This window comes from Kineosporia corallincola (assembly GCF_018499875.1).
GTDB classification, from domain to species: Bacteria; Actinomycetota; Actinomycetes; order Actinomycetales; family Kineosporiaceae; genus Kineosporia; species Kineosporia corallincola.
Map to the genome: position 1 here is coordinate 233,912 of NZ_JAHBAY010000007.1, position 13,627 is coordinate 247,538.

The 13,627-nt window shown below is 71.3% G+C and carries 13 protein-coding genes and 1 other RNA gene; 10 read left to right on the forward strand and 4 right to left on the reverse strand.

Annotated features, from left to right (window positions below):
- Positions 1–107 precede the first annotated feature (107 nt).
- From arfA to KIH74_RS18585, 8 genes are all read left to right on the forward strand, one after another.
- Positions 108–1,667, forward strand: a complete 1,560-nt coding sequence (gene arfA, locus KIH74_RS18550) for an arabinosylfuranosidase ArfA (protein WP_214157228.1) — start codon at positions 108–110, stop codon at positions 1,665–1,667.
- A complete protein-coding gene (locus KIH74_RS18555; RefSeq protein WP_214157229.1) occupies positions 1,660–3,402 on the forward strand; it encodes a glycoside hydrolase family 35 protein in 1,743 nt (580 codons plus the stop codon). Before arfA ends, KIH74_RS18555 begins: the two co-directional genes overlap by 8 nt.
- A 146-nt stretch (positions 3,403–3,548) precedes the next feature.
- Positions 3,549–4,727, forward strand: coding sequence for a Nif3-like dinuclear metal center hexameric protein (locus tag KIH74_RS18560; RefSeq protein WP_214157230.1), 1,179 nt, complete (start codon positions 3,549–3,551; stop codon positions 4,725–4,727).
- A gap of 58 nt (positions 4,728–4,785) precedes the next feature.
- Positions 4,786–5,526, forward strand: a complete 741-nt coding sequence (locus tag KIH74_RS18565; protein WP_308113882.1) for a zinc ribbon domain-containing protein — start codon at positions 4,786–4,788, stop codon at positions 5,524–5,526.
- Positions 5,484–6,152 carry a histidine phosphatase family protein gene (locus KIH74_RS18570; protein WP_214157231.1) on the forward strand — a complete coding sequence of 223 codons (669 nt, stop codon included), beginning with the start codon at positions 5,484–5,486 and terminating at the stop codon, positions 6,150–6,152. The genes KIH74_RS18565 and KIH74_RS18570 overlap by 43 nt, the downstream gene beginning before the upstream one ends.
- 91 nt (positions 6,153–6,243) lie before the next feature.
- On the forward strand, positions 6,244–6,459 hold the full coding sequence (locus KIH74_RS18575) for a DUF1737 domain-containing protein (protein WP_214157232.1): 216 nt from the start codon (positions 6,244–6,246) through the stop codon (positions 6,457–6,459).
- A 6-nt stretch (positions 6,460–6,465) separates the two neighbouring features.
- Positions 6,466–6,882, forward strand: a complete 417-nt coding sequence (locus tag KIH74_RS18580) for a rhodanese-like domain-containing protein (RefSeq protein WP_214157233.1) — start codon at positions 6,466–6,468, stop codon at positions 6,880–6,882.
- A gap of 49 nt (positions 6,883–6,931) precedes the next feature.
- Positions 6,932–8,113 (forward strand): O-succinylhomoserine sulfhydrylase, encoded by a 1,182-nt coding sequence (locus tag KIH74_RS18585; protein WP_214157234.1) that lies wholly within the window; start codon positions 6,932–6,934, stop codon positions 8,111–8,113.
- A 136-nt stretch (positions 8,114–8,249) separates the two neighbouring features.
- Here KIH74_RS18585 and KIH74_RS18590 read toward each other — a convergent pair whose 3' ends face one another.
- Together KIH74_RS18590 and KIH74_RS18595 are read right to left on the reverse strand one after the other, a co-directional pair.
- Positions 8,250–9,038, reverse strand: coding sequence for a YaaA family protein (locus KIH74_RS18590; protein WP_214157235.1), 789 nt, complete (start codon positions 9,036–9,038; stop codon positions 8,250–8,252).
- Positions 9,039–9,083: 45 nt separating this feature from the next.
- Complete coding sequence (locus KIH74_RS18595) at positions 9,084–10,805, reverse strand: bifunctional metallophosphatase/5'-nucleotidase (RefSeq protein ID WP_214157236.1); 1,722 nt, start codon at positions 10,803–10,805, stop codon at positions 9,084–9,086.
- Positions 10,806–11,105: 300 nt separating this feature from the next.
- Between KIH74_RS18595 and rnpB the strand changes: the two genes are divergently transcribed.
- Both rnpB and KIH74_RS18605 read left to right on the forward strand, forming a co-directional pair.
- Positions 11,106–11,476, forward strand: an RNA gene (gene rnpB / locus KIH74_RS18600) — RNase P RNA component class A.
- 125 nt (positions 11,477–11,601) lie between these two features.
- Entirely contained in the window at positions 11,602–11,862 is a 261-nt protein-coding gene (locus KIH74_RS18605) for a hypothetical protein (protein WP_214157237.1), read from the forward strand.
- A 24-nt stretch (positions 11,863–11,886) separates the two neighbouring features.
- Here the strand turns inward: KIH74_RS18605 and ppgK are convergent, their stop codons facing one another.
- The gene (gene ppgK / locus KIH74_RS18610; protein ID WP_214157238.1) at positions 11,887–12,678 is read right to left on the reverse strand and encodes a polyphosphate--glucose phosphotransferase; all 792 of its coding nucleotides are present in this window, start codon (positions 12,676–12,678) and stop codon (positions 11,887–11,889) included.
- 38 nt (positions 12,679–12,716) lie between these two features.
- Positions 12,717–13,625, reverse strand: coding sequence for a type I methionyl aminopeptidase (gene map, locus KIH74_RS18615; RefSeq protein WP_214157239.1), 909 nt, complete (start codon positions 13,623–13,625; stop codon positions 12,717–12,719).
- Positions 13,626–13,627: the final 2 nt, after the last annotated feature.

The following is a 13,627-nucleotide window of genomic DNA, read 5'->3' on the forward strand; positions in this document are numbered from 1 at the left end:
GTCCGGCTCCAGGTAGGGAACAGGCCGGGCTCCGCCGGAGTCCGGCCTGTTCTTTGCCCGAAAACAATTGCTCAGGCAACGGATACACCCGCAAGAGAGGTAACACGATGATCCCGGCAGACCTGCGGGTCCATCTCGGCGAGACGGTGGCGGCTGTTCCGCCGCGACTGTTCGGCGGTTTCGTCGAGCACATGGGCCGGTGCGTCTACCAGGGCATCTACGAACCGGGGCACCCGAGCGCCGACACCGAGGGGTTCCGTCAGGACGTCCTCGAACTGGTGCGGGAACTCGGCGTCACCGTGGCCCGTTACCCGGGCGGCAATTTCGTCTCCGGCTACCGCTGGGAAGACGGCGTCGGGCCGCGCGAGCAGCGCCCCGTGCGCCTGGACGCGGCCTGGCACAGCACCGAGACCAACCAGGTCGGGCTGCACGAGTTCGCCGGCTGGGCGCAGCGGGCCGGCGTCGAGGTGATGCAGGCCGTGAACCTCGGCACCCGTGGCATTCTCGAGGCCGGCGACCTGCTGGAGTACTCCAACCACCCGGGCGGCACCGCGCTCAGCGAGCGGCGCCGGGCCAACGGCGCCGACGAGCCGTTCGGCATCACCCTGTGGTGCCTGGGCAACGAGATGGACGGTCCCTGGCAGATCGGCCACAAGAGCGCCGACGAGTACGGTCGCCTGGCCGCCGAGACCGCCCGCTACATGCGCTTTCTCGACCACCGCGTGGAGCTGGTGGTGGCCGGCAGCTCGAACATGGAGATGCCGACCTTCGGGGAGTGGGAGCGCACCGTTCTGCGGCACACCGCGGAGCTCGCCGACCACATCTCGGTGCACGCCTACTACGAGGAGAGCGACGGTGACGTCGCCAGCTTCCTCGCCTCCGGCGCCGGGCTGGACCGCTACCTCGACACCGTCGCGGGCATCATCGACGAGGTGCTCGCCGAACTGGGCCTGGACAGGAAGATCGGCATCAGCGTCGACGAGTGGAACGTCTGGTACCAGCGGGACTGGAACGAGAACCACAAGGACGCCGTGCTCTCCGGCGACTGGCCGCAGGCCCCGCGGCTGATCGAGGACGAGTACAACGTCACCGACGCGGTGGTGGTCGGCTCACTGCTGATCTCGCTGCTGCGGCACAGTGACCGGGTCTCGATGGCCAACCTGGCCCAGCTGGTCAACGTGATCGCCCCGATCCGGTGCGAGCCCGACGCCGCCGCCTGGCGCCAGACCACGTTCTTCCCGTTCGCCCTGACCTCGGCGCGGGGCCGGGGTGCCGTGCTCGGCTCGGACCTGACGGTGGGCTCGGCGCCCACCGCGCGCTACGGCGACGTCGAACTGGTGGACGCTGTCAGCACCGTCGCGGACGACGGTTCCGTCTCGGTGTTCGTGGTCAACCGGGCCGTGACCGACGAGGCCGCCCTCAGCATCGAGTTCACCGGCGGCGAGCTGGTTCTCGCCGACGCGCAGACCCTCACCGCCCCGACCGGCGGCGACCGCTTCACCACCAACACCCGCAACGAGCAGCCGGTCTCGCCGGTCGCGCTGTCCGGCATCCGCACGGAGACCGGGGAGGGAGCGACCCGGCTGGCCGTCACGCTCCCGCCCGTCTCCTGGTCGGTGCTGACCCTGCGCCCGGCACAGAAACTTTCGGAGGAACAGCGTGGCTGAACTGACCATCGGGGAGAAGGACTTCCTCCTGGACGGGGAGCCGTACCAGATCCTGTCCGGTGCCCTGCACTACTTCCGGATCCACCCGGACCAGTGGGCCGACCGGATCCACAAGGCCCGGCTGATGGGCCTGAACACGATCGAGACCTACGTGCCGTGGAACGCGCACGCGCCGCGGCGCGGCGAGTTCGTCACCGAGGGCGGCCTGGACCTGGAGCGGTTCCTGCGCCTGGTGGCCGCCGAGGGCATGCACGCGATCGTCCGCCCCGGCCCGTACATCTGCGCGGAGTGGAGCAACGGCGGTCTGCCGCCGTGGCTGCTGCGCATCCCCGGGGTGGAGCTGCGCCGGGCCGAGCCGCAGTACCTGAAGGCCCTCACCGAGTACCTCCAGGCGGTCTACCGGATCGTCGCCCCGCTCCAGATCGACCGCGGCGGGCCGGTTTTCCTGGTGCAGATCGAGAACGAGTACGGCGCCTACGGATCCGACAAGGAGTACCTGGCCGAGCTGGTCCGGGTCACCCGCGAGGCGGACATCACCGTGCCGCTGACCACGATCGACCAGCCCGACCCGCAGATGCTGGCCGACGGCAGCCTGCCCGGCCTGCACATGACCGCCTCGTTCGGCTCGCGCAGCACCGAGCGGTTCGCCACCCTGCGTCAGTTCCAGCCCACCGGGCCGCTGATGTGCATGGAGTTCTGGAACGGCTGGTTCGACAGCTGGGGCTTCCACCACCACACCACCACGGTGGAGGAGTCGGACACCGCGCTGGACGAGATCCTGCGGGTGGGTGGCTCGGTGAACTTCTACATGTTCCACGGCGGCACCAACTTCGGCATGACCAACGGCGCCAACGACAAGGGCGCCTACGTGCCGCTGGTGACGTCGTACGACTACGACGCCCCGCTCGACGAGGCCGGCCACCCGACCGCCAAGTTCCACGCCTTCCGCAAGACGATCGCCAAGTACGCCCCGGTGCCCGACGAGGTGCCGCCGCCCGGCCCGGCCGCGCCGGTGCTGGAGGTCGCGCTCCAGGAGCGGGCGGGGCTGCTCGGCCTGGCCGCCGAACTCGGCGCGGCCCGCGACGCCGATCACGCCGCGACCTTCGAGGAGCTCGGCCAGGACACCGGTTTCGTGCTCTACGAGACGTCGGTCGAGGGCCGGGCGCCGGGTGTGCTCACCCTGGACGAGGTGCGGGACCGGGCCTGGGTGTTCGCCGACGGCGTCCCGGTCGGCATCCTGGCCAGGGACTCGCACGAGCGCTCGATCCGTCTGCCGCTCGCGTCGTCCACCATCGGGATCCTGGTGGAGGATCAGGGACGGGTGAACTACGGCCCGCGGCTGGGCGAGGAGAAGGGCCTGATCGGCGAGATCCGGCTGGCCGGCGAGCCGCTGACCGGCTGGACGGCGACTCCGCTCGACGTCGAGCTGCTGCCCGGGCTGGACCTGGCCGGCCGGTCCACCGACCACGGCCCGACGGTGCTGACCGCGGAGTTCGAGCTGGACGCGCCCGCCGACCTGTTCCTCGACACCGCCGCCTGGGGCAAGGGCCTGGCCTGGGTCAACGGGTTCGACCTGGGCCGCTACTGGCGTCGCGGACCGACCCGGACGCTGTACGTGCCCGGCCCGGTGACCCGGGCCGGTGTGAACCGGATCGTGGTGCTGGAGCTGGAGGCGATGGCCGAGCCGGTGGCCCGGTTCGTCGAGGGTCTGAGCCTGGGGCAGACCGAGTTCTGAGAACCCGGCCGGGCAGCGTGAAATCCTGCCCGGCCGGCCTCCTCCGGATCCCGCCCGTCCACTACTGACCAGTGTCTTTGGACGCTTGTCGGAGAACACGCCAAGTCATGACACATGAACGCGCTGTGCCCGATACAGTTCCGAGAGTGACCACCGAAGCCGCTTCGCCTTTGCTCGCCGACGTCATCACCGTGCTGGAGCGGATGTACGACCCGGCCTGGGCGCGCGACTGGGACGCCGTGGGTCTGGTGTGCGGTGACCCGAACGCACAGGTGCGGCGCATCCTGCTGGCGATCGACCCGGGGCCGACAGTCATCGAGGAGGCGCTGGCCTGGCGGGCGGACCTGCTGATCACTCATCACCCGCTGTTGCTGCGTGGCGTGCACGGGGTTCCCGCCACCACGCCCAAGGGGCGCGTGGTGCACCAGCTGATCCGCGGTGGCTGCGCGCTGTACACGGCCCACACCAACGCCGACGCCGCCGCTCCCGGGGTCTCCGACGCGCTGGCCCGGGTGCTCGGGCTGACCGACCTGGTGCCGCTGTCGGCCGACCCCGCCGATCCGGTGGACAAGCTGGTCACGTTCGTTCCCGAGGCCGCGGTGGACAAGGTGCTCGACGCGCTGGCGGCGGCCGGCGCGGGCGAGATCGGCGAGTACGAGCGGTGCGCATGGACGGCGGTGGGCTCAGGCACCTTCGTCCCGGGCCACTCCGCCACGCCGCACATCGGCACCCCGGGCGAGCGCGAGGTGGTGGAGGAACGGCGGCTGGAGACGGTGCTGCCGCGCCGCCGCCGCCGCGAGGTGCTGGCCGCGCTGCGCACCGCCCACCCCTACCAGGAGCCCGCGGTCGACCTGTACGAGCTGGCCTCCTGGTCGGGTCCGCGCGGGATCGGCCGGGTCGGCACCCTGGAGCAGCCGACCAGCCTGCGGGAGTTCGCGATGCTGGTGGCCGAGGCCCTGCCCAGCACCTCGCAGGGGGTGCGCGTGGCCGGTGACCCGACCGCCGAGGTGTCCCGGGTGGCGGTGTGCGGGGGCGCGGGTGACTCGCTGTTCGACGCGGTACGGGCGGCGGACGCCGATGTCTACGTCACCGCCGACCTGCGGCATCATCCGGCCTCGGAGGCCCGGGAGGCGGCCGGTGACGGCCCGCCCTATCTGGTCGACGTGGCCCACTGGGCCAGCGAATGGCCTTGGCTGAACGGGGTTTCCAACCGTCTGGAGGGAGCCCTGGCCGACTCCGGCAGGCCGGTGGAGGTGCTGGTGTCGGCCCGTAGCACCGACCCGTGGACCTTCCGCGTGCCGAGCCCGGGCGGAATGGTCCGCTGAACCCTCTAAGCTGATCGCATTCCGGGGGGATGTTTCGGCTAGGAGGATGGTTTCTGTGGTGACGGCGGCGGCTCAGGATCAGTGGCGGCTGCTGGACGTGCAGTCGCACGACACCCGGCTCACCCAGATCGCGCACCGGCAGCGCACGCTGCCCGCGCACGCGAGGATCACCGAGCTGGAGGGCAAGCTCTCCGGCATCGACGACGAGATGGTGGTGGCCCGCACCGCCGCCACCGACGCCGCCCGTGAGCTGGCCAAGGCCGAGGGCGACGTCGAGCAGGTGCGGCAGCGCGTGGCACGCAACCAGGCCCGGCTCGACGCCGGCCAGGGCAGCGCCAAAGACCTCCAGGCGATCCAGCACGAGCTGGAGAGCCTGGCGAACCGGCAGAGCGTGCTCGAAGACGCCGAGCTCGAGGTGATGGAGCGGCAGGAGGCCGCGCAGACCGCGGTCGCCGCGGCCACCACCCGGCGTGAGGCGGTGACGGCCGAGATCGCCGAGGCCGCCGCGGAGCGCGACAAGGAGCTCGCGGCGCTGAGCGCCGAGGCCGACGCCGAGAAGCGCGACCGCGAGAACGCCGCCGCCGGCATCCCGAAAGACCTGCTGGCCCTGTACGAGCGCATCCGCGAGACCAACCACGGGGTCGGCGCGGCCAAGCTCTATCAGCGCCGCTGCGAGGCCTGCCGCATCACCCTGCCGCCGAGCGACCTGGCCCGCATCCGCGCCGCCGCCGAGAACGCGGTGGTGCGCTGCGAGGAGTGCAGCCGGATCCTGGTGCGCACCGCCGAATCCGGGCTCTGACCGGTCCCGACCTGGGATCGCCCCTCACCCTGCACCTGGTCCGGCACGCCAGCACGGCGGCCACCGGGCGGGTGCCCAGCGGCGGTGACGATCCCGGTCCGCCGCTGAATGACGAGGGGCGGCAGCAGGTTTCCGCGTTGTCTGCGGTGCTGGGGCGCCGGATCGGTCCGGTCGACCTGGTGCTCAGCTCGCCGATGCTGCGGGCCCGGCAGACGGCGTCCGGCCTGGCCGGGGCGCTGGGCCGGGAGCCCCGCACCGCCCCGGACTGGGCGGAGCTGCGCCTGGGGGAGTGGAACGGCCTGGCGTACGGCGAGATCGCGCGACGCTGGCCGGCCGGGTACCGGCTCTGGCAGGAGTCCCCGTCGGCCCGGCCCCCCGGCGGTGAGTCGGTTGACGACCTGCGGCGGCGGGTGGACGCCGGTACCCGCCGGCTGGTCGCGGAGCAGGCGGGCCGGTGCGTGGTGGTGGTCACCCACACCGGTGCCGTGCGGGCGGCGGTGGCCTCGGCGCTGGACGCCGGCCCGGCCGCGTTCTGGCGGCTGCGGGTGGACCCGGCGAGCCTGACCACGCTGCGCTGCTGGGCGGACGGCGGGGTCGAGGTGGCGGCGGTGAACCAGCAGCCCTGAGGGCTCGCCGCGCGTGCCGGAGCGGGGCATCCGGGCAGCGTTTCGGGTGGGGGTCTTATGACTGTCGGACCCCTGGGGTAGAACTGATCCCGTGGCGGAGAACGAGCAGACAGGTGAGCGGCTTCGGTACCGGTTGCTGACCGGCCCCGACGACCGCGCGTTCTGCGAGCGGGTCAGCGCGGCACTCGCCGAGGGTTACGTGCTGCACGGTCCGCCCACCCTCACCCACGACGGCGAGCGGGTGATCGCCGGGCAGGCGGTCGTGCTGCCCGCGGCGCCGGCCCGGCCGAACATCGCGGAGGCATGACAGCACATGGCATACGCCGGAGATCTCTCCCCTGAGCAGGCCTGGGAACTGGTGCGGTCCACCCCGGGCGCGGTGCTGGTCGACGTGCGCACCCGGGCCGAGTGGTCCTACGTCGGGGTGCCCGACCTGACCACCCTGGCCAAAGACGTGGCGCTGGTCGAGTGGACCACCTTCCCCGACGGCTCGCGCAACCCGGCCTTCCTCGACGAGGTGGGTTCCGCCACGGCCGACAAGCAGGCGCCGGTGCTGTTCCTGTGCCGTTCCGGGGTGCGGTCGGTGGCCGCGGCCGAGGCCGCCACGGCGGCCGGTTACACCGCCGCCTACAACATCCTCGAGGGCTTCGAGGGCCCGCCCGACGAGCAGGGCCACCGCGGCCGGCAGGCCGGCTGGAAGGTGCGCGGCCTGCCCTGGAAGCAGGGCTGACCCGGCAGGGTCGGCAACCATCACCCACCCCGTCCCGAGGAACGAGCAGATGACCAACGACACCCCCGACACCCGCCGTCCGGCCACGCTCAGCGTGCGCGGCGGCACCGTCCGGTCGAACTTCGCGGAGATGTCCGAGGCGCTGTTCCTCACCCAGGGATACACCTACGAGTCGGCGGGCCAGGCCGAGTCCGCCTTCAAGGGCGAGCTCGAGCACTTCGTCTACTCCCGCTACGGCAACCCCACGGTGTCGATGTTCGAGGAGCGGCTGCGCCTGATCGAGGGCGCGCCGGCCGCCTTCGCCACGGCCACCGGCATGTCGGCGGTGTTCAACGCGCTGGCCGCGCTGCTCGGTGCGGGCGACCGGATCGTGGCGTCCAAGGCGCTGTTCGGGTCGTGCTTCGTCATCCTCGACGAGATCCTGCCGCGCTGGGGCGTCGAGACGGTCTTCGTCGACGGGCCCGACCTGGCCCAGTGGGAGAAGGCGCTCAGCGTGCCCACCCAGGCGGTGTTCTTCGAGTCGCCGTCCAACCCGGCGCAGGAGCTGGTCGACATCCGCGCGGTCAGCGAGATGGCGCACGCGGCCGGCGCGCAGGTGGTGGTCGACAACGTGTTCGCCACCCCGCTGCTCCAGAAGCCGCTGGAGCTGGGCGCCGACATCGTCGTCTACTCGGCCACCAAGCACATCGACGGCCAGGGCCGGGTGCTCGGCGGGGCGATCCTCGGGCCGGAAGACTTCATCAACGAGAAGGTGCAGAACCTGATGCGCCACACGGGCCCCTCGATGAGCCCGTTCAACGCCTGGGTGCTGCTCAAGGGCCTGGAGACGCTCCGGCTGCGGGTCGAGCACCAGAGCTCCGCGGCGCTGCGGATCGCCGAGTTCCTGGAGGGCGACGCCCGGGTCGGGGCGGTCAAGTACCCGCACCTGCCCAGCCACCCGCAGTACGAACTGGCCAAGTCGCAGATGAGCGCGGGCGGCACGGTGGTCACGTTCGAGCTGGGCGGCAAGGACCAGGCGTTCAGCTTCCTCGACAAGCTGCGCATCGTCGACATCTCGAACAACCTGGGCGACTCCAAGTCCATGGTCACCCACCCGGCCACCACCACCCACCGCCGGCTCACCCCCGAGGCCCGGGCGGCGGCCGGCATCAGCGACGGCACGGTGCGCATCTCGGTGGGTCTCGAAGACGTGCAGGACCTGCTCGAAGACCTCGACGGCGCGCTGGGCTGATCCGGCTCGGCCCGCGCTTCGGCGCGGGCCCGGTGCGGCGACGGCCAGTGCACCGGTTGGGCCGGAGCACGCGGGACCAGAGCAGGCCAGAGCAGGCCAGAGCAGGCCAGAGCAGGCTGGGCCCCGCGTCTGCCGGTCAGGCGCGCAGCACCACGTCCAGCGTCCAGGCGGCCCCGGCACGCGCGGGCCCGGTCAGCTCGGCCGGCCAGCGCTCGCCGACCAGGTCGCGCAGCTCGGCCGGGCTCGACGGGTCGGCGCCGCGCTCCAGCAGGTAGCGGGTCACCTCGCCGCGGGTGTGCTTGGCCAGATGGCTCACCACAGAACGCTTTCCGGCGCTCTCGCGCAGCACCCGCACCGCCACGGTGCGGTCGGCGAGCCCGGTGGGGAACGACGTCACCGGCGCGGCCGCGACGTACGGTCCGGAGCGGCAGTCCACGATCACGCCGCGCCGGCCCGCCGCCTCGGTCAGCACGCCGGGCAGCTCCGTGCGCCAGTGCCGGGCCAGGGGGCCGAGTGCGGGCAGTTCGCCGTCCATCGACAACCGGTACGACGGCACCCGGTCACCCGGCCGCAACGCACCCCACAACGCGGAGATCACCACCACGCGGGAGGCGCCCCGCCGCCGGGCCGCGGGTGACAGCGCCGGCCAGTCCAGGGCGTCGTAGAGCACGCCGGTGTACACCTCGTGCGCGGGCCGGGCCGGGGCGCTGTGCAGCGTCAGGTTGCGGGCCACCTCACCGGCGAGAGACGCACCCACGCCCAGCAGTTCGAGGGCGTCGGGCCGGGCGCTGGTGGTGATCAGCGCCTCCAGCACCTGCTTGCGCAGGTCGGTCAGGCCAGGGAACGACAGGTCTTCCAGCGCGACGGCCCTGCCCCGTTTCGCGGGGGCGGCCTTGGACTCCGACGGGGGCAGCAGGACGAGCACGCACGGAGTGTACGTGCCCGTCCCGGCGCCGATCCGTCCGGGGAATTACAGCGCCTTGATCCGGGTGCCGTGCGGCAGACCCAGGCCCGGGTGCTTCTTCAGGTACTGCGCCAGGGCGTCACGCTCCAGCGCCCCGGTCACCCGCTTCGTGCCGTCGGCGAACCCGGCCAGCCCGTTGCCGCCGTCGGCGAACATGTCGATGGTGGTCACCCGGTACTTCCGGTCCGCGTACATCCGCTTGCCGTTGAGCCGCATGTCGCGGATCCGGATCTGGTGCCCGCACTTCTTGCCCGCGTCGAAGCTGTAGAAGAAGCTCCCGCTCACCTCCAGCGGCACCCGGTCGTCGTTGCCGACCGCGGCCTCGTGACAGAACGAGCTCTCCAGCATCGCGTCGATCTGGCGCCCGGTCAGGGTCATCGTGACCAGGTGGTTGCCCATCGGCTGGGCGTCGAACACGTCGCCGTAGGTGACCTTGCCCTTCTCCAGGTTCATCCGGGCCAGGCCGTGGTTGATGACCGCGATCTGCGCCCCGCCCTTCGCCTTCGGCTTCGTGGCGGCCAGCTGGGCGTCCGCGATCACCCGGCCCAGATAGGTCTCCCCGGAACGGGTGGTGGTGCGGGTGAGCGCCTGCTGGAGCGTGGTCACCTTCTTCGTCGCGATCGGGTCGGTGGCCCTGCGGTAGCGGTCGACCACCGTGGCCACCGCCGTGCTGCGCCTGCCGCTGTGCTTCACCACCACGTTGCCGGCCTTCAGCCCGGTCACCTCGTGCGTGGACGTGTTCATCGTGACCTGGACCTTGGTCAGCAGCCGTCCGTAGGAGGCGGCGCTGGTCAGCAGCGTGCCCTTGACCTTGCAGATGTAGGGCTGGTGGGTGTGGGCGCTGAGCACCACGTCGACCGAGCCGGAGACCTGGGCGGTCAGGTCCTTCGCCGGGCCGGCCAGGCCCTTGCACGAGTTGATCGGGCTGCGCGCGGTCTGGTCGGCACCGGAGTGGGTCATCGCCACCACCGCGTCCACACCCTCCGTCCGCAGCTGCTTGGCCAGCTTCTTGATCACCGGCGCCTCGTCGACGAACTTCACGTCCCTGATCCCGTCGAGCGGCACCAGGTCGGTGGTGTCCGGCGTGACCGTGCCGATGATGCCGATCCGCGCCCCGCCGACCTTCTTGATCACGTAACCGGGCAGCATCGACTTACCGGTCTTCCGGTCGATCACGTTGGCGGCCAGCATGTCGAAGGTGGCACCGGCGTAGTCCGGCGACACCGGCGAGCAGCCGTCGTCCGGGTGGCAACCGCCGTTCAGCAGCCGCCGCAGTTCGGCCGTGCCCTCGTCGAACTCGTGGTTGCCCACCACCGCGACGTCGACGAACCGGTTCAGCGTCTCGATCGTGCCCTCGTCGTGGTAGTACCCGGAAATCAGCGGGCTGCCGCCGACCTGGTCACCGACCGAGAGCACCAGCGACGCCGGGTTGTCCTTCTTCGCCGCGGCGATCTTCCCGGCCAGCCAGGGCGCACCACCCGCGGTGACGTAGCCCGGGCCCTTCGAGGTCGAGGTCTTGGCGCTGATCGACAGCCCGTCCGAGGTCATGTGCCCGTGGAAGTCGTTGAACACCAGCAGTTGCGCGGTCACCTTCTTCGCGGTGGCCGTCCGCGCGGTCTGGGCGGTCCGCGCGGCAGGGGCCGCGGTCGCCTGCGTGGGGGCCGTCGCCTGGGCGTTCGTGGCCAACCACGTGGGGACGCCGATGAGGCCGGCCACGACCACCGCCACGCTCACTCTTGCCCGGGGGGCAAACATCTCCGGTACCTCCAGGGGCCGTCAGGGAGACCAACCCCCTGAATGTTGCCGAGATCCGTTACGCGCTGGGTGAACGAACGTGTGCGGTGAGCGACCAGTAGACAAAGGGAAGGATGAGGTGGAAAACAGCCGAACGGGACGCGGTGCGGGTGTGAAGGGCGCTGGTCGCGCAGGTGAACCGGGTTCCGCCCGGAGGTCGCGCTGCGGTGCGGGCGCACGTCCCGCCGGTGGTCGGGGAGTGCCGTGCGAAGGCCCTAGGATGTACGACGCGGACGAGCTGGACGGGCGGCCGCGTCGGGCGGTCCGCCGCCCGCCGAGGAAAGTCCGGACTCCACAGGGCAGGGTGGTGGGTAACGCCCACCTGGGGTGACCCACGGGACAGTGCCACAGAGAACAGACCGCCGGCGCTGCCGGTAAGGGTGAAACGGTGGTGTAAGAGACCACCAGCGCTCCGGGTGACCGGAGCGGCTAGGTAAACCCCACCCGGAGCAAGGTCAGACAGGGTGCGTTCGAGGGCTGCCCGCCCGAGCACCCGGGTAGACCGCACGAGGGTGATGGCAACGTCACCCCGAGATGGATGGTCGCCGCAGTGCCGGGCTCGCCCGGCACTGGCACAAAATCCGGCTTACAGTCCAGCTCGTCCGCCCAGCTCAACCCAGCGTGACCGGATGGGTTCACCCCACCGGGGGTTTGGTGAACCATCCGTGACCATGAACCGGATCGGGCTCGCATACTGGAGAACCGGGGGAGTCGACCAGGAAAGGTTCTCGTGTTTTCCGAAGAACATCGGGCCGCAGCCCTCGCCAACCAGCGCGCCGCCGCCTTCATCCGCTTCCAGATGCTGGGTGACCACGAGGCGATGAGCTTCATCCTGCGTGACCTGGAGGGCACCTCGCAGCTGTCCTTCGTCACCGCCCTGGCCTCGCTGTCGGCGACCATCGCCAGCAAGCACATGGGCGAGGAGAACGCGAAGGACTACTTCCGCATGGTCGCCGAGACCAGCGCCACCCTGGCCGAGCCCCTCGACTGAGGTCTCGGCCGAAGGGGCACAACCTCAGGCGGTCTCCGCCGCCAGCACCGCGGCACCGATGATGCCGGCGTCGTTCAGCAGCTCGGCCGGCACGATCGGGGTGCGGATGTCGAGCAGCGGCAGAAACTTGGCGCTCTTCTTGCTCACCCCGCCGCCGATCACGAACAGGTCCGGCCAGAACAGGTTCTCCACCGTGCGGAAGTAGGTCTGGAGCCGGTGGGCCCACTTCTCCCAGGACAGGTCGTCACGCTCGCGGGCGCTGTCGGCGGCCCGGTGCTCGGCGTCGTGGCCGTCGATCTCCAGGTGCCCGAGCTCGGTGTTGGGCAGCAGCCTGCCGTCGAGCAGCAGGGCCGAGCCGATGCCGGTGCCCAGCGTGGCCACGATCACCACGCCCTTCGTGTCGCGGGCGGCGCCGAACCGGGCCTCGGCCACCCCGGCCGCGTCGGCGTCGTTCACCACGTGCACGCTGCGCCCGAGCCGCGCGCTGAACAGCGTGTCCACGTCGGTGTCGATCCAGGCCTTGTCCACGTTCGCCGCGGTGCGGGCCACGCCGTGCTGGATCACCGCGGGGAAGGTCACGCCGATCGGGCCGGTGCCCGCGGCCTCGCCGAAGCCCTCGACGATCTCGGCCACCGTGTCGGCCACCGCGCCGGGGGTGGACGGCGAGGGGGTGGGAATGCGCACCCGCTCGGCCGCGAACCGGCCCGCGGTCAGGTCGACGGGGGCGCCCTTGATGCCGGAGCCGCCGATGTCGATGCCGAAACCGGTGACGGCGGAGTCGATTCCGGAAGCGGGGGAAATGTTGTCGGTGCTCATCGTCGTCCCTAGTTTCTGAAGATCGTGGCGGCGCGGGCTCAGGGCAGGGTGAGGATCTCGGCGCCGGTGTCGGTCACCAGGATCGTGTGCTCGAACTGGGCCGTGCGCCTACGGTCCTTGGTCACGACCGTCCACTTGTCGTCCCACATGGTGTATTCGTGGGTGCCGAGGGTGAGCATCGGCTCGATCGTGAAGGTCATGCCCGGCTCGATCACCGTGGCGTGGTCGGGGGCGGAGTCGTAGTGCGGCACCACCAGGCCGGTGTGGAAGCCCGTGCCGATGCCGTGCCCGGTGAAGTCACGCACCACGCCGTAGCCGAAACGCCTGGCGTAGGCCTCGATCACACGCCCGATCACGTTGATCTGCCGGCCCGGCCGCACTGCCTTGATGCCGCGCATCATCGCCTCGTGGGTGCGCTCGACCAGCAGGCGCGACTCCTCGTCGACGTCACCGGCGAGGAACGTGGCGTCGGTGTCACCGTGCACGCCGAGTCCGTCGCGGGTCAGGTAGCCGGTGATGTCGATGTTGATGATGTCGCCGTCACGCACCACCGTGGAGTCCGGGATGCCGTGGCAGACCACCTCGTTCAGGCTGGTGCACAACGACTTCGGGAAGCCGCGGTAGCCCAGCGTGGACGGGTACACGTGGTGGTCGAGCAGGAACTCGTGGCCGATCCGGTCCAGCTCGTCGGTGGTGATGCCGGGCCGCACGTGGCGGCCGACCTCGGCGAGCGCGGCGCCGGCGATCCGGCCGGCCTCGCGCATCAGCTCGATGGTGGCGGCGTCTTTCACCTCGGGACCGGTGTACTTCGCCGGGGCGGGCCGGTCCACGTACTCCGGGCGCGGGATGTCGGCGGGCACGGCGCGGCGCGGGCCGACCACTCCGGGCACCAGCGTGCCGAGCGGCGCGGTGGAGGGGCCCGACTTGCTTCCCGACAAGGTGCTCATAG